The 15375-nt window shown below is 66.7% G+C and carries 14 protein-coding genes and 1 pseudogene; 11 read left to right on the plus strand and 4 right to left on the minus strand.

The genetic code is table 11. The annotated features are described in order from the left end of the window. Positions 1-56 precede the first annotated feature (56 nt). Complete coding sequence (locus C7411_RS04755) at positions 57-968, plus strand: LysR family transcriptional regulator (RefSeq protein ID WP_110383865.1); 912 nt, start codon at positions 57-59, stop codon at positions 966-968. 108 nt (positions 969-1076) lie between these two features. Next, positions 1077-2186 carry an aromatic ring-hydroxylating oxygenase subunit alpha gene (locus C7411_RS04760; protein ID WP_110383929.1) on the plus strand — a complete coding sequence of 370 codons (1110 nt, stop codon included), beginning with the start codon at positions 1077-1079 and terminating at the stop codon, positions 2184-2186. Positions 2187-2224: 38 nt separating this feature from the next. Here C7411_RS04760 and C7411_RS04765 read toward each other — a convergent pair whose 3' ends face one another. Together C7411_RS04765 and C7411_RS04770 are read right to left on the minus strand one after the other, a co-directional pair. Beyond that, positions 2225-2632, minus strand: coding sequence for a DUF1801 domain-containing protein (locus C7411_RS04765; RefSeq protein ID WP_110383864.1), 408 nt, complete (start codon positions 2630-2632; stop codon positions 2225-2227). 116 nt (positions 2633-2748) lie between these two features. After that, a pseudogene (locus tag C7411_RS04770) lies at positions 2749-3819 on the minus strand (tartrate dehydrogenase); the annotation flags it as partial. Between the two features lie 105 nt (positions 3820-3924). Between C7411_RS04770 and C7411_RS04775 the strand changes: the two are divergent. From C7411_RS04775 to C7411_RS04795, 5 genes are all read left to right on the plus strand, one after another. Further along, on the plus strand, positions 3925-4863 hold the full coding sequence (locus tag C7411_RS04775; RefSeq protein ID WP_042264153.1) for a LysR family transcriptional regulator: 939 nt from the start codon (positions 3925-3927) through the stop codon (positions 4861-4863). 192 nt (positions 4864-5055) lie between these two features. Further along, the gene (locus C7411_RS04780; RefSeq protein ID WP_110383863.1) at positions 5056-5694 is read left to right on the plus strand and encodes an FMN-binding negative transcriptional regulator; all 639 of its coding nucleotides are present in this window, start codon (positions 5056-5058) and stop codon (positions 5692-5694) included. A gap of 145 nt (positions 5695-5839) precedes the next feature. Further along, positions 5840-6760, plus strand: coding sequence for an SMP-30/gluconolactonase/LRE family protein (locus C7411_RS04785; protein WP_110383862.1), 921 nt, complete (start codon positions 5840-5842; stop codon positions 6758-6760). Continuing rightward, the gene (locus C7411_RS04790; RefSeq protein ID WP_110383861.1) at positions 6757-8304 is read left to right on the plus strand and encodes a UxaA family hydrolase; all 1548 of its coding nucleotides are present in this window, start codon (positions 6757-6759) and stop codon (positions 8302-8304) included. Before C7411_RS04785 ends, C7411_RS04790 begins: the two co-directional genes overlap by 4 nt. 78 nt (positions 8305-8382) lie before the next feature. Beyond that, on the plus strand, positions 8383-9513 hold the full coding sequence (locus C7411_RS04795; RefSeq protein ID WP_110383860.1) for a malate/lactate/ureidoglycolate dehydrogenase: 1131 nt from the start codon (positions 8383-8385) through the stop codon (positions 9511-9513). Between the two features lie 10 nt (positions 9514-9523). Here the strand turns inward: C7411_RS04795 and C7411_RS04800 are convergent, their stop codons facing one another. After that, entirely contained in the window at positions 9524-9937 is a 414-nt protein-coding gene (locus C7411_RS04800; RefSeq protein WP_110383859.1) for a hypothetical protein, read from the minus strand. A gap of 110 nt (positions 9938-10047) precedes the next feature. Between C7411_RS04800 and C7411_RS04805 the strand changes: the two genes are divergently transcribed. The 4 genes from C7411_RS04805 (at position 10048) to C7411_RS04820 (ending at position 14744) form a co-directional block, all read left to right on the plus strand. Then, the gene (locus tag C7411_RS04805) at positions 10048-10974 is read left to right on the plus strand and encodes a LysR family transcriptional regulator (RefSeq protein WP_110383858.1); all 927 of its coding nucleotides are present in this window, start codon (positions 10048-10050) and stop codon (positions 10972-10974) included. 148 nt (positions 10975-11122) lie between these two features. Next, positions 11123-12337 (plus strand): YbfB/YjiJ family MFS transporter, encoded by a 1215-nt coding sequence (locus C7411_RS04810; protein WP_110383857.1) that lies wholly within the window; start codon positions 11123-11125, stop codon positions 12335-12337. Beyond that, positions 12334-13614, plus strand: coding sequence for an MFS transporter (locus tag C7411_RS04815; RefSeq protein ID WP_110383856.1), 1281 nt, complete (start codon positions 12334-12336; stop codon positions 13612-13614). The genes C7411_RS04810 and C7411_RS04815 overlap by 4 nt, the downstream gene beginning before the upstream one ends. A 29-nt stretch (positions 13615-13643) precedes the next feature. Further along, complete coding sequence (locus C7411_RS04820) at positions 13644-14744, plus strand: NAD(P)H-dependent flavin oxidoreductase (protein WP_110383855.1); 1101 nt, start codon at positions 13644-13646, stop codon at positions 14742-14744. Between the two features lie 88 nt (positions 14745-14832). On the opposite strand, the gene C7411_RS04825 is transcribed toward C7411_RS04820, so the two are convergent. Beyond that, positions 14833-15297, minus strand: coding sequence for a RidA family protein (locus C7411_RS04825; RefSeq protein ID WP_110383854.1), 465 nt, complete (start codon positions 15295-15297; stop codon positions 14833-14835). Between the last annotated feature and the right edge of the window lie 78 nt (positions 15298-15375).

A 15375-nucleotide genomic window follows, 5' to 3' on the forward strand; every position in this document is an offset into this window, starting at 1 on the left:
GCCCACATCTTTCCACGGCGATAAAATCGCGAGAACGTATATCGATACTATGTGATATGAACCAGTTTGATATCGCCGGCGTGGACCTGAATCTGCTGAAGATATTCGAGGCGCTGTTCGAAGAGGGCGGGGCGAGCCGCGCCGCGATTCGCCTCGACATGACGCAGTCGGCCGTGAGCGCGGCGCTCAGGCGTCTGCGCGCGCTCTATGCCGATACGCTGTTCGTGCGCACCGGCCGCGGCCTCGCGCCGACCTCGCGCGCGCAGGAGCTCAAGCCCGTGATCAGCGAAGCGCTCGACCGTTGCCGCCATAGCCTCGCGATCGCCTCTCCCGATGCCACCACGTTTCACGGGCGGGCGGTTTCCATCGGGCTTTCCGACGACTTCGAGGTGGCCATCGGCCGGCGCATCATCGAAACGCTGGAAACCAGCGCCCCGGGCCTGCGCATCATCTTTCGCCAGACGCACAGCCAGATCGTCGCCGACGCGCTCGCGAATCAGGACATGGATCTCGCGGTCGCGGCGGGCGGCTTCGCTTCGCGCGGCCTGAGCCACCGGGTGCTCGGCGAGGGCAGCTATGCGTGCCTCGTGGACGACGCTGCGCGCACGCCGCGGCGTTTGACGCTTGCCGACTACGTGTCGAGAGGGCACATCCTGGTGTCGTCGGGCGGCGTGGTCGGGATCGTCGACGAAGGGCTCGCCGCGCGCGGCCTGAAGCGCAATGTCGTGGCATCGACGACGCATTTCGCCGCGTTGCCCTTTCTGCTCAAGGGCACGCGCAGCGTCGCCACGATTCCGCGCCACGCGGCCGAGGCGATCGCGCGCGTGGCGGGCCTGAAACTGCTCGCGTGTCCGATCGATCTGCCGCGGTATCCCGTGGAACTCGGGTGGCGCAACAGTTCGCTGCGCGACGCCGCCATCGTCAAGGTTCAGGCCGCCATCATCGCGTGCTTTCCGGCAAAACACTGATCGACACCCATGCGCCATTCGCGTTGAATGGTCGGGCACGAGATTTGCGCCGAGGCATTGATTTTCCATAACGACGATATCGAAGGACTCGACAAGGAGTGTCTCCGCATGCGCGCAATGCCTTTCCCCGACGGCTATACGATCGAGTCACCTTTGCCGGAACCGCGCGACCTGCGCCGAGTGCCCATTCATCCCGATCACTGGTATCCGCTCGCCTGGTCGCGCGAACTCAAGCCTGGGAAGACGCTGGGCACGCAATTCGCCGGCGAGCCCATCGTGCTCTTTCGCACCGCGTCGGGTGCGGTGCACGCGCTGGAAGACCGCTGCGCCCACCGTCAGGTGCCGCTGCATGCGGGCGTGGTGGACGGCGAGTCGTTGCGCTGCGGCTACCACGGCTGGACCTACGATTGTTCGGGCCAATGCGTGGACGTGCCTTATCTCGGCAGGGAGCGCCTGCCCAACGGCGTGCGCGCGTATCCGTGCCGCGAGGCGCACGGCATGATCTTCGTCTTTCCGGGCGACGCCACGCTCGCCGAAGAAACGCCGCTGCCCGTGCTGGATTCGGTGACGGACAAGGCATACAAGACGCGCCGCTTCGGGCGGGAGGTGAAGTGCCACTACTCGTTCATGCACGAGAATCTGATGGACATGAATCACCAGTTTCTGCACCGCCGCCAGATGGGCCAGATGCGGGCGCGCTCGCTCGGCCGGCGGCGCGGCGAGAACGCTATCGAAGTGGACTACACGTTCGCGCGCATGGCAGGCAAGCAGCCCGCGGGCGAGGCGCTCGTGTTCGGCGCGAGCAGGAACCGCGCGAACCCGAGTGACCAGAGCGTGATGACGATCCGCACGCAATATCCGTATCAAACGCTGAAGATACGCTCGAGCGACGACTCGCTTCTCATGGACCTGTGGATCGTCTACGTGCCGCTCGACGCGCGGCAGCGCACGAACCGGACATTCGGACTCCTTTCGGTCCGCAGGCCCGCTGTGCCGTTCCTGCTCGATGCGGCGTGGCCGCTGCTGGTCTGGTTCACGGAGCGCATCTTCAAGGAAGACCGCACCATCGTCGAACTCGAACAGGCCGCGCACGACAACCAGGGCGCCGACTGGAATCACGAAGTGTTTCCCGTCATCAATGATTTGCGCGACCTGCTGCGCGATTGCGGCGCGCGCACCGTGATTCCCATTCGCCAGGTTAGCGAAGCCGATGCCTGAGGCGAAGGCGCCTCGACGCGCCGCGGCTTGCGCTCGCGTCAGGCCGTTTTGCTGGCGCGCGGCCTGGCACGTGCTTTATTCTTCGCTTTGCCCTGGTTAAATTCGATCGCCGCGCGAACGAGCGCCGTCAGTGCGCGCTTGTCGACCTTGTCGCCCTCGAGATAGTCGATGGCGCGTCGCGCGTTGCCGTCGAGCCCGGCGTTGAACAGCTTCTTCGGGTCGGGCAGGCTCGCGCCGCACAGGAACGTGAGATTCACCTTGCCCTTGTGCGCGTTGCCCACGGCGATCATGCCGTCCCGATACCACACGGGGCTGCCCATGTATTTCCATTCCTCGACGATCGCCGGGTCGGCCGCGAGAATGGCATCGCGCATCGCGGCGAACGTTTCGCGGCGCCAGTCGGTCAGTTCCGCGATTAGCTGGTCAATCCGTTCCGATGGTGTCATTCGCGCTCCGTGCGTTGGATGACTTCCTGTTGTCGCGCAATCTCGCTGGCGGCTTGCGGGGTTGCGGTGCAGCTGGCGGGCAAGGCGTGACGCGCTCTGCCGATGCCGCGTTCGCGGGCCGCCTTCCCGACGAGTTCGCACACCGCGGCCGTGACCTGCGCGGTGGTCGCCTTGCCGCCCAGGTCGCCGGTGTGCAGCGCGGGGTTGGCGGTCGCGGTCTCGATGGCCTGCATCACATGAGAAGCGGCTTCGATCTCGCCGAGGTGCTCGAGCAGCATCACGACCGACCAGAACGTGCCGATCGGATTGGCGAGCCCCTTGCCCATGATGTCGAAGGCCGAACCGTGGATCGGCTCGAACATCGACGGATAACGCCGCTCGGGGTCGATGTTGCCGGTCGGCGCAATGCCCAGGCTGCCCGCGAGCGCGGCGGCGAGGTCGCTGAGAATATCCGCGTGCAGGTTGGTCGCGACGATCGTATCGAGCGAAGCAGGTCGGTTGACCATGCGCGCCGTGGCCGCGTCCACCAGTTCCTTGTCCCACTTCACGTCCGGGAACGCCTTCGAAATCTGTTGCGCGATCTCGTCCCACATCACCATGGCATGGCGTTGCGCGTTGCTTTTGGTGATGACCGTGAGCAGCTTGCGGGGGCGCGACTGCGCGAGGCGGAACGCAAAGCGCAGAATGCGTTCGACACCGGCGCGCGTGAGGATCGACACGTCGGTCGCGGCTTCGAGCGGATGGCCCTGGTGCACGCGGCCGCCCACGCCCGAATACTCGCCTTCGGAGTTCTCGCGCACGATCACCCAGTTCAGGTCTTCGGGCATGCAGCGCTTCAAAGGCGCGTCGATGCCGGGCAGGATGCGCGTGGGGCGCACATTCGCGTACTGATCGAGCCCCTGGCAAATCTTCAGGCGCAGGCCCCAGAGCGTGATGTGGTCGGGCACGTCCGGGTCGCCTGCGGAGCCGAACAGAATGGCGTCCTTGTCGCGGATGGCGTCGAGGCCGTTGGCCGGCATCATCACGCCGTGCTGGCGGTAGTAGTCGGCGCCCCAGGCGAAGTTTTCGAATTCGAACGCGAAGCGCTGCGTGGTTTTCGCAAGCGCTTCCAGCACCTCCTTGCCCGCGGGCACGACTTCCTTGCCGATGCCGTCGCCGGGAATGGTTGCGATGCGATAGGTCTTCATGTCTCGTTCCCTGGAGTGTCGTGTGGGTTCACTTTACCAAGCTCCCGGTTCAAAAACCGATGCTAGACTCCAAGCATCCTTAACCTGAATTCACAAGTGGCGACCGTGACCGACACCGTGCTACCCGCCGATCTGGGCTTTTTCTCGACACTCGCCTCCTCGGGCAGCCTGAGCGCCGCCGCGCGCGAGCTTGGCCTCACGCCCGCCGCCGTGAGCAAGCGGCTTGCGCAAATGGAGGAGCGCGCCGGGGTGCCGCTCGTGAACCGCACGACCCGCCGCATGATGCTGACGCCCGAAGGCGAGGTGTACCTGGAGCACGCGCGCCGCATTCTCGACGAGATCGACGAGCTGGGCGAACTGCTGGGCGGCTCGAAGAAGCATCCCAAGGGGTTGCTGCGCGTGAATGCGACGCTAGGCTTTGGGCGCAGCCATATCGGGCCGGCGCTTTCGCGTTTCGTCGCGCAGTATCCGCAGGTTTCCGTGCAGCTTCAGCTTTCGGTCATGCCGCCGCCGCTCACGGAAGATTCATACGATGTCTGCATTCGCTTCGGCGAGCCGCCCGATACGCGCGTGATCGCACGGCGTCTCGCGGCGAACCGGCGTTTGCTGTGCGCTGCGCCCGCCTATCTCGCGAGCCGGGGCACGCCCGCCACGCCGCACGATCTCGCGAAGCACAACTGCATCAGCATTCGCCAGGGCGACGAAGCCTATGGCGTGTGGCGGCTTTCGCACGAGCGCGGCAATGCCCGCAAATCGGAAGCAGTCCGGATCAATGGCAATCTCACGACCAACGACGGCGAGATTGCCGTGAAGTGGGCGCTGGACGGGCATGGCATCTTGATGCGCGCAGAATGGGACATCAACGAATATCTGGCGGACGGGCGGCTCGTGGTCGTGCTGCCCGAGTACGAAACGCCAGGCGCGGACATCTACGCCGTGTATGCGCAGCGGCACCAGCTTTCCACGCGCATTCGGGCGTTTGTCGACTTCCTCGCGATCGAATTGAGCAAGTCGCAGCGATGTCCAGTAGCCCGGAGCGTTTAGCCTCGATTCATTGCGCCGCCGTGGCAAGCACGGCGGAGAGGCGCTCTGCGGCCTGCGCGGTTCCCGGCATGATTCTGGTTCACTGGAATATGAATAAACTGGATCTGCCGGATAAGCCGCTTTTGAGGCAGACTCGGGTCTGCGGCGGCTCCAGCCGCGCCGACCCACCACCTTACGAGCAGGGACAGACGCATGTACGTACCAGCCCATTTCGCCGAAAACCGCAAGGACGTCCTGCACGATTGCATCGCCCAACATCCGTTCGGCACGTTGGTCACGCAGGGAAAAAACGGGCTCGATGCCAATCACATTCCCTTTGAACTTGCGGCGGGCGAGGGCGAGTTGGGCGTCCTGCGCGCGCACGTCGCGCGGGCCAACCCGGTTTGGCAGGACGTGGCGAACGGCGACGAAGTGCTCGTGATCTTCCGCGCGGGCGACGCGTATATTTCACCGAACTGGTATCCGAGCAAACACGAGGCGCACAAGCAGGTGCCGACCTGGAATTACGTCGTGGTCCATGCTCACGGGCGCATCAGGATTCTCGACGACGAGCGCTACGTGCGCGGCGTGATCGGCCGCCTGACACGCGCGCACGAAGCCGCGCAGCCCAAGCCGTGGAAGATGGCCGACGCGCCGAAGGACTACACGGACACGCTCGTCAAGGCGATAGTCGGCGTGGAGATCGAGATCACGCGTCTGGTCGGCAAGAGCAAGCTCAGTCAGAACAAGGAAGAGCGCGATATTCGCGGCGCGGGCGAAGCGCTCAAATCGGGCGGTGAGTCTCGCATAGCCGGCGCCATGCTTGCCGCTGCCGACGAAAAGGCGCAATAGGGTAAGCACGGGTAAACCACATTCCAGGCGCTTGAAGAAAATCTTCACAGGCCTATTCAACTAGTATTTAATAAACCGGCGCGGCATTGAGCGACGGGTCACGCGCGTCGCCGTGACCTGACCCTGACGGTACGAGGCCGGAACGATGAATCCCCACGAATACGAAATCCACGATGCGCGCTTTCGCATGCTGCTGCAGCCTAACGCGCAGTTCGAGAAGCTCGCGGGCGGTTGCATGTGGGCGGAAGGACCGGTGTGGTTTCCCGCCGGCGACTTTCTTGTCTGGAGCGACATTCCCAACAACCGGATGATGCGCTGGGTGCCCGGCATCGGCACGGGCGTGTTCCGCGCGAACTCGAATTTCAGCAACGGCAACACGCTCGACCGCGAATGCCGGCTCGTGACCTGCGAGCACGGCACGCGCCGAGTCACGCGTACGGAGCACGACGGGCGCGTCACCGTCATTGCCGACCGCTTTGAGGGCCATCGGCTGAATTCGCCTAACGACGTGATCGTGCATTCGGACGGCTCGATCTGGTTCACCGACCCCGACTACGGCATTCTCGGCGACTACGAGGGCTTTCGCGCGCCGAGCGAGATCGGCGCATGCCATGTGTATCGCGTGGCGCCCGATACCGGTGTGGTGCAGCGCGTGGCCGACGACTTCACGAAGCCCAACGGGCTCGCATTCTCGCCCGATGAATTGCGGCTCTACGTGGCCGACTCGGGCGCATCGCATATCGAGAACGGCCCGCATCACATCCGCGTATTTGACGTGGACGCGCAAGGCGGGTTGCACAACGGCCGGTTATTCGCCGAGGTGTCGCCGGGTGTGCCCGACGGCATGCGCGTGGACGAGCACGGCAACGTCTGGACGAGCGCGGGCGACGGCATCCACTGCTATGCGGCTGACGGCACGTTGCTCGGCAAGATCCTCGTGCCGGAAACCGTCGCGAATCTCGTGTTCGGCGGCCCGAATCGCAATCGTCTTTTCATTGCAGCCAGCACGTCGCTGTACTCGCTTTACGTGGGCGTGCGCGGCGCTTGCCTGGGAGACCGGCCATGACGCTGCTCGACCCCGCTTCGCTTTCGGCCGCGCTCATTCTCCTCAACCGGCGCGACGACGTTGCCATCGCGCGCGGGCAGTTGATGCCCGGCTCGACACTGTACGGCGACCATACGGTCGCGGGCATGATTCCGCCTGGCCACAAGGTCGCGTTGCGCGACATCGAGCCAGGCGAACCGGTGCGCCGCTACGGACAGATCATCGGCTTCGCGAGCCGGCCGATCCGCCGCGGCGAACACGTGCATACGCACAATCTCTCGATGGGCGACTTCGAGCGCGACTACGCATTCGGCGTGGACGCGCACGAGACGCCCGCCGCCGCGCAGCCTGCCACGTTTCTTGGCATTCGGCGCGCGGATGGCCGCGTCGCGACGCGTAACTACATCGGCATCCTCACGTCGGTCAACTGCTCGGCCACGGTTGCCCGCGCGATAGCCGATCACTTTCGCCGCGACATCCACCCCGAAGCGCTGGAGGCGTTCCCCAACGTGGATGGGGTGGTGGCGCTCACGCACGGCGAAGGCTGCGCGCTCGCGGCAGAAGGCGAGCCGATCACGGTGTTGCGCCGCACGCTCGCGGGCTACGCGCGGCATGCCAACTTCTACGCCGTGCTGATCGTCGGCCTCGGCTGCGAGACGAACCAGATCGACGGCCTCGTGGAAGCCGAGCAGCTCGAGCGCGGCGCGCGCCTTTCGACCATGACGATCCAGCAGACGGGCGGCACCGCGCGCACGGTTGCAGCGGGCATCGAACAGGTGCGTGCGCTGCTGGCCGACGCGAATCGCGTGACGCGCGAGCCTGTCGATGCGCGTCATCTCATGGTCGGCTTGCAGTGCGGCGGTTCGGACGGCTACTCCGGCATTTCCGCGAATCCGGCGCTCGGCGCGGCGGTGGACAGGCTCGTCGCGCACGGCGGCACGGCGATCCTCTCCGAAACGCCCGAAATCTACGGCGCCGAGCATCTGCTCACGCGGCGCGCGGTGTCGCGCGAAGTGGGCGAAAAGCTGGTGGCGCGCATCCGCTGGTGGGAAGCGTATTGCGCGCGCATGCAAGCCGACATGAACAACAACCCTTCTGCCGGCAACAAGGCGGGCGGCCTCACGACCATTCTCGAAAAGTCGCTCGGCGCGGTGGCGAAGGGCGGCACGACGCGGCTCGTCGAAACCTACGAGTATGCGCAGCCCGTGCGCGCGCAGGGGCTCGTGTTCATGGATACGCCAGGCTACGACCCGGTGTCCGCCACCGGACAGGTGGCGGGCGGCGCCAACCTGATCTGCTTCACGACGGGCCGCGGCTCGGCCTACGGCTGTGCGCCTTCGCCGTCGCTCAAGCTGGGCACGAACAGTGCGCTGTGGCGGCGCCAGGAAGAAGACATCGACCTGAACTGCGGCCGCATTCTGGACGGCGAGCAAAGCGTGGACGAGACCGGCGCAGCGATCTTCGAGCTGATGCTCGCGACGGCCTCCGGGCAGCGCACGAAGAGCGAGCTGCACGGTTACGGCCAGAACGAATTCGTGCCCTGGCATCTGGGGGCGGTCATGTAGAGCAGGAGCGATTCGCACAGGCGCCGCTAGCGCATCGGCACCGCCTCTTGCTTCGCTGCCACACACAGGGTCACGTACATGTCGAATGCCACTGCTGCTAAAGGTTCGGAAGTCGTTATCGAGGCTCGCACGCTGCACGCCTTCGTCGTCGCCATCTGGCGTGCGGCCGGCAGCGAGGCGCGCGAGGCGACGCTGGTTGCCGATCATCTTGTCGAGGCGAATCTCGCCGGGCACGACTCGCACGGCGTGGGCATGATTCCGCGCTACATGCTGGCGTGCCGCGAAGGCGAGCTCAAACTGAACGCGCACGCGCAGGTCGTGCGCGACGCGGGTGCGGTGCTCACGATCGAAGCCGGGCGCGGCTTCGGGCAAGTCACGGCGTTCGAGGCCATGGAGCATGGCATCGAGCGCGCGAAGTCGCTCGGCGTGTGCGCGCTCGGCCTGCGCAACGCCCATCACATTGGACGCATCGGGCACTGGGCGGAGCAATGCGCGCGCGCCGGGCTCGTATCGTTCCACTTCGTCAACGTCGCGGGCGATCCGCTCGTCGCGCCGTTCGGCGGCATCGACCGGCGCTTCGGCACCAATCCGTTTTGCGCGGCGTTTCCGCTGGAGGGGCGCTCGCCTCTCGTGCTCGACTTCGCCACGAGCGCGATTGCCGCGGGCAAAGTGCGCGTGGCTTACAACAAAGGCGTGGATGTGCCCGCCGACGCGTTGATCGACAGCGACGGCCGCCCCACGCGCGATCCGGGCGCACTCTTCAGCGATACGCAGCATGGCGCGCTGCGCGCATTCGGCGGCGCGGTGGCGGGCCACAAGGGGTCGGGGCTCGCCGCGATGTGCGAGATTCTGGCGGGCGCGCTCTCGGGGGGCTTTACCACGCGCGAGCAAACCATCGTCTCCACGCATGCGATCGTCAATTGCATGACGTCGGTGATCGTCGATCCGGCGGCGTTCGACGCGCCCTCGCGCGAGCAGGAAGCGCTCGCGTTCGTCGAATGGCTAAAGGCCGCGCGGCGGGCTGCGGGTGTCGACGAGATCCTGCTGCCCGGCGAGCGCGAGGACGCGACGCGGCGCGCGCGCGAGGCGCAGGGCATTCCCGTGGATGCAACGAGCTGGTCGCAAATCGTCGACGCCGCGCGCATGGCGGGCGTGACGGAGGCGGAAATCGCGGCGTGCGAGCCGCTCAAGCCAACTGCGTCGCGCTGACTACGATCGTTCACTCGTCGCACTTCACCTCGTTGCTGGGCGCGACGATGATTACCGGGTAGGTGCCGCGATCGAGTTCGACGCGCACGACGATGGCGGTGGTGGCAGGGTCGCTATCGTCGTACACGCTCACCTTCTCGTTCTTCAATAGCGTGACGCCGGTGCAGCCGGACGCGTGGCTGTCGTCGTCGGCGATCTTGCATTGAATCTCGTTGTCTTTGAGGTAGCGAATGCGGTCGCGCTCGGGCGTGGCCAGATAGTCGCGCACGCTTTGCGCCGAGCCTGCAACGCCCGTCACATAACCGATTGCGCAGTCGCGCTTCGAATTCGAAGCGCCCGCCGACGTTTGGGCAAGGGCGGGCGCGGCGGCCAGCGCCATGGCAGCGAAGGCAGCGAGGACCGGCGAGAGGGTGAGGCACTTCATGAGTGATCGATTGCCGCAAAAGTGGAAGCGCCGATTTTAACGCTTGTGCGATATCCGCTAAGATCGACGCGGAATTCACAGAGCGAAGCGACCGCACGCCAAAACGCGCAATGGACCGAATCGACGCCATGAAGGTTTTCGTCGCCACGCTCGACGAGGGAAGTCTCGCGGGCGCGGGCCGGCGCCTCGGCCGCTCGCCCGCGGCGGTGAGCCGCGCGATTGCGTTCCTCGAGGCGCACACCGGCACGCCGCTGCTGTACCGCACCACGCGCACGATCCGCCTGAGCGAGGCGGGCGAGCGCTATGCGCTGGCGTGCCGGCGCATTCTCGCCGATCTCGAAGAAGCCGACCTGCTCGCCGCCGACGAGCGTTCCGCGCCGCGCGGGCTGCTGGGCGTCACGGCGGCAGTGGCCGTGGGCGAGGAGGTGCTGCGCCCGATGATCGAGGAGTTCATCGACCGCCACCCCGAGGTGTCGATCCGCCTGCACCTGCTCGACCGGCCCGCGAGCCTCATCGACGAGGGCATCGACGTGGCGTTGCGCATTGCGCATCTGCAGGATTCGACGCTCGTCGCCATTCCGGTGGGTGAGGTGCGGCGCGTGGTGGTGGCCTCGCCCGGCTATCTCGCCACGCATCCGGCCATCGAGACGCCCGCCGATCTCGCGAGCCACGTGATCATCTCGATGACCCATTTCGGGCTCGACTCGTGGAGCTTCCCGGCGGCGCGCCAGACCGCGCTGCCCCAGGTCGTGCAGTTCTCGCCGCGCTTCATCGTCAATACGATACGCGCGGCGCGGGCTTCGGCCGTGGCGGGGCATGGCGTCACGCGGCTCTTTTCCTATCACGTGGCCGAAGAGGTCGAGGCGGGGCGGTTGCGGATCGTGCTGCGCGACAGCGAGCATGCACCGCTGCCCGCGAATCTCGTCACGCCGCACGGGCGCCTTTCGGTGCCCAAGGTGCGTAGTTTCGTCGATTTCGCCGCGCCCCGGCTGCGCGAGTACTTCGAGCAGGCGCGGCGTATTACAGACGCGGATTGAGAGAGCCGGCCTGAGCGGCATAGGCCCATCCGTTCGCCGCGCGGAAGAATGACTTACGCGCCGCGGCGATTCTCTCGCCGGGCGATCTAACCTAGACTGATTCCCATTTTCAGCGGGCGCTTCATTGTCTCGCTTGCCGGGAGTCGTCATGCATCAAGCCGTCTCGAATCCTGCCGCGCCTGCGGCCTTCAACGTCTGGAGGGGCACGCTCGCCGGGGCCAGCGCAAGCCTGATCGGCATAGGCCTCGCGCGGTTCGCCTACACGCCGCTGTTGCCCGCCATCATCGGCGCGCACTGGTTTCCCGCCTCGACTGCCGCCTACCTCGGCGCTGCAAACCTCGGCGGTTATCTGGCCGGTGCGCTGCTCGCGGGCGCGATGGCCCGCGCCGCCAAACCCGCCGCCGTGCTGCGCGCGATGATGCTGCTCGCGACCCTCGCCTTCGTCGCCTGCGCGGTGCCTGTTTCGTTCCTCTGGTTTTTCGTCTGGCGCTTCGCCTCGGGCCTCTCGGGCGGCGCGCTGATGGTGCTCGCCGCGCCCACGATCCTCGCGCACGTCCCTGCCGCGCGGCGCGGCTTTGCGAGCGGCGGCATCTTCACGGGCATCGGACTCGGCATTGCCGCCTCGGGCACGATCGTGCCGATCCTGCTGCGCCAGGGCCTCACGGCCACCTGGCTCGGACTCGCCATCGTTTCGCTGCTGCTCACGGCCGTGGCGTGGAACGGCTGGCCAGAGCACGGCGCGCCCGCGCTCGCTCATGCTCACGCGCCTTCGCGCTTCGAACATGCCAGGGCCTACCCCCGCGCGGAGCTGCGCGCGCTGTACGCCGAATATGGGCTGAATGCCGTGGGGCTCGTGCCGCACATGATCTTCCTCGTCGACTACGTGGCGCGCGGGCTGGGCCGCGGCGTGGATGCGGGCGCCGAATTCTGGGTGCTGTACGGCATCGGCGCGATCGTCGGCCCGCTCGCGGTGGGGCACGTTGCCGACCGTGCGGGCTTCGGTCCGGCATTGCGCGCGGCGTATCTGGTGCAGGCCGCCGCGGTCGCGATTCCGGCGCTCGGCCTCTTCGGCCCGGCGGGGCTGATGGTGTCCGCCGTGCTGGTGGGCGCGTTCACGCCCGGCATCGTGCCGCTCGTGCTCGGCCGCGTGAACGAACTGCTCGCGCATCATCCGTCGGCCGTGAAGAACGCGTGGACCCGCGCCACGACCAGCTTCGCCGTGATGCAGGCGGTTGCGGCCTACGGCCTGTCGTTCGTGTTCTCGTCGAGCGGCGGGAATTATCTCGTGCTGTTCGCCATCGGTGCCGCGGCGCTCGTGCTCGCGCTCTGTGTCGATCTCTTCATCGCGTTGAGGGCCAAGTGAATACCACGCTTTCTTCCCCGGCGGCCGCGCCGCGGCAGACAAAGCCGCCGCCGCGCGGCTACGCGGAACGCAATGCGCACTACTGGCGGCGCAATCTCGTCGTGTGCGTGATCGGCTCGTTCACGACGCTCGTGAGCCTCAGCATGCTGCTGCCGTTCCTGCCGCTCTATGTGCGGCAGCTCGGCGTGACCTCGCAGTCCGCCGTGATCCAGTGGTCGGGCGTGGCGTTCGGCGCGACCTTCCTCGGCACGGCGCTCACCGCGCCCATCTGGGGGCGCCTCGCCGACCGCTATGGCCGCAAGCCCATGCTCGTGCGCGCGGCCATCGGCATGGCCGTGGTGATGTCGTTGATCGGCGTGGCGCACAATGTGTACGAGCTCGTCGCGCTGCGTCTGATCGCCGGCCTCGTGGGTGGCTACGCGTCGGCTTCAACGGTGATGGTCGGCACCCAGGCGCCGCGCGAGCGCGCGGGCTGGGCGCTCGGTATTCTTTCCACGGGGGCGCTCGCGGGCAATCTCGTCGGACCGCTCGTGGGTGGCGTGCTGCCAGGCTGGATCGGCATTCGCGGCACCTTTTTCGCCGGCGGCGCAATGATCGCCGTGGCGGCGCTCCTGACCATCTTCGTGGTGAAGGAAGAGTTTCATCCGGAAAGCGACGCGAAATCGCACGCGCGCCACGCGGCGGCCGGTTCGGGCAGCGGCGTGCGCCGTCCCGATTATGCGGTGGTGTCCGCGCTGCTCGTGACCGCGATGATGGTGCTGCTCGCCAACATGTCGATCGAACCCGTCATCACGGTTTATATCGGCAGTCTGGGCGTGGGCGCGGCGCATCTCGCGCGCGTGGCGGGCGTGGTCATGGCATGCTCGGCGCTTGGCAGCATGCTCACGGCGGCGCGCCTCGGCGCACTGGCCGACCGCTTCGGGAGCTGGCGCGTGATCGTCGCCTGCCTCGTGCTCACGGGGCTCGCGATGGTGCCGCAAGCGTTCGTCGCACACTGGTGGCAGCTTGCGGGCCTGCGCGTGGTGATGGGCATGACGCTCGCGGGGCTCTTGCCTTCCATCGGCAAGCTCGCGCGGCAGTCGGTAGACGAAAGTAAAACGGGCCGCATGCTCGGCTATCTGCAGTCGGCGCAATTCAGCGGCCAGGTGGTGGGCCCGGTGATCGGCGGCGTGATCGGCGTTCACTTCGGCCTGCACGCCGTATTCTTCGCGACCGGCGCGCTGCTGGTCGCATGCGGTGGACTTGCGCACTGGGCGCAGCGCCGCGCTCACGCCTGAAACTGGAACGCATCCGGAGGGAACGCAACATGAGCACTCAAGTGGACGAACGGGCGTTGTTGCGCTCGCTCGGCATTCAGAAGCCGATCATTCAGGCGCCTATGGCGGGCACCACCACGCCGGCGCTGGCCGCCGCCGTGTCGAATGCGGGTGCGCTGGGCTCGCTGGGCGTGGCCGCGATGAGCGCGGAGAACGCGCGCCGCGCGATCCACCAGACGCGCGAGCTGACGGCCAGGCCGTTCAACGTCAACGTGTTCTGCCATCGCCCGGCCACGCCCGACGCGGCCGTGGAGCGTGCATGGCTCGACTGGCTCGCCCCGGTGTTCGAGCAATACGGCGCGCAGCCGCCTGCGTCGCTCTCGGAGATCTACACGAGTTTTGTCGTGGACAAGGCCATGCAAACCATGCTGCTGGAAGAGAAGCCGGCGGTGGTGAGTTTCCATTTCGGCCTGCCGCCCGATGCGGTGATCGCCGAACTCAAGCACGCCGGCATTCGTTTGTTTGCGAGCGCAACGAATCTCGACGAAGCGGCCGCGGCGGTGGAGGCGGGCGTGGATGCGATCGTCGCGCAGGGTGTGGAGGCGGGCGGCCATCGCGGCGTGTTCGATCAGCATGCCCGCGACGACGGCCTTGGCACGTTCGCGCTCACGCGCCTGCTGGTGAGCGAATTCGACGTGCCCGTGATCGCGGCGGGCGGGATCATGGACGGCGCGGGCATTGCGGCTGCACTCGCGCTGGGCGCGCAGGCGGCGCAACTGGGCACGGCGTTCGTGGCCTGTCCGGAGAGCGCGGCCGACGAAGGCTATCGTGCCGCCTTGCTCGGCGACGCGGCGCGCCATACCACGTTCACCTCGGCGATCTCGGGGCGGCTGGCGCGCAGCATCGTCAACCGCTTCACCGCACTTGGCGAAGACCCGAAGGCGCCGCGCATTCCGTCTTATCCGATTACGTACGATGCTGGCAAGGCGCTGATCGCGGCAGCGAAGGCCAGGGGCGAATTCGGCTACGGTGCGCAGTGGGCGGGCCAGGCCGCGCCGCTCGCGCGTGCGTTGCCGGCGGCGGAGCTGGTGGCGCAACTGGAGCGTGAAACGCGCGAGAGCATTGCACGGTTGCAGTCGGTATGGGCTTGAGCGGGACCGGATCGACGCAAACGGGAACATCGGCACGCGCGGGCGGCTGCGCGTGCCGATGTTCCTTTACGTGGCGGACAAGACGCCCTCAGGCAGGCAGAATCTGCGCGATCACCACGAGTTCGACGGGTAAATCGAGAGGCAGTCGCGGGTGCGAGAACGCAGAGCGAGCATGCCCGGCCTTCTCGCCGAGCACGGCAGCGAAGAGATCCGACGCGGCGTCGAGCACGGCAGGCTGCTCGAAAAAGCCTTGGGCGCTGCTCACGTGGCCCTCCATGCGCACGATGTGATGCAGGCGCTCGAAACTGCCCAAATGCCGCTTGATCTGCGCGAGCACGTTCAAGGCGGTGAGCTGCGCGGCCTCGCGGCCTTCCTCGAGCGTCAGCTCCGTGCCCACGCGTCCAGTCCAGCGCAGTTTGCCGTCGACGAGCGGCCCCTGGCCGGAGATGAAGAGCAGATTGCCCGCCTCGGAAACGGCCGTGTAGTTGCCGAGCGGTTGCGGCGCGGCGGGCAGGGCGAGACCGAGATCGGCAAGTTTCTGTTCGACGGACACGATGTTCTCCTCGAGTGGTGGTGAGCATTTGCCTGATGTGGGAGCCTTCAGAATAGAACTAAAGCATCAGGCGCCAAC

This window comes from Paraburkholderia silvatlantica, from assembly GCF_003096715.1.
In the GTDB taxonomy this organism is placed as follows: domain Bacteria; phylum Pseudomonadota; class Gammaproteobacteria; order Burkholderiales; family Burkholderiaceae; genus Paraburkholderia; species Paraburkholderia silvatlantica.

Bases quoted from the DNA above. Each gene is read 5' to 3' on its own strand.
- C7411_RS04755 (WP_110383865.1), top strand. From the start codon at position 57: ATGAACCAGTTTGATATCGCCGGCGTGGACCTGAATCTGCTGAAGATA.
- C7411_RS04800 (WP_110383859.1), bottom strand. From the start codon at position 9,937: ATGAAGTGCCTCACCCTCTCGCCGGTCCTCGCTGCCTTCGCTGCCATG.
- C7411_RS04790 (WP_110383861.1), top strand. From the start codon at position 6,757: ATGACGCTGCTCGACCCCGCTTCGCTTTCGGCCGCGCTCATTCTCCTC.
- C7411_RS04760 (WP_110383929.1), top strand. From the start codon at position 1,077: ATGCGCGCAATGCCTTTCCCCGACGGCTATACGATCGAGTCACCTTTG.
- C7411_RS04765 (WP_110383864.1), bottom strand. From the start codon at position 2,632: ATGACACCATCGGAACGGATTGACCAGCTAATCGCGGAACTGACCGAC.
- C7411_RS04780 (WP_110383863.1), top strand. From the start codon at position 5,056: ATGTACGTACCAGCCCATTTCGCCGAAAACCGCAAGGACGTCCTGCAC.
- C7411_RS04820 (WP_110383855.1), top strand. From the start codon at position 13,644: ATGAGCACTCAAGTGGACGAACGGGCGTTGTTGCGCTCGCTCGGCATT.
- C7411_RS04810 (WP_110383857.1), top strand. From the start codon at position 11,123: ATGCATCAAGCCGTCTCGAATCCTGCCGCGCCTGCGGCCTTCAACGTC.
- C7411_RS04785 (WP_110383862.1), top strand. From the start codon at position 5,840: ATGAATCCCCACGAATACGAAATCCACGATGCGCGCTTTCGCATGCTG.
- C7411_RS04805 (WP_110383858.1), top strand. From the start codon at position 10,048: ATGGACCGAATCGACGCCATGAAGGTTTTCGTCGCCACGCTCGACGAG.
- C7411_RS04795 (WP_110383860.1), top strand. From the start codon at position 8,383: ATGTCGAATGCCACTGCTGCTAAAGGTTCGGAAGTCGTTATCGAGGCT.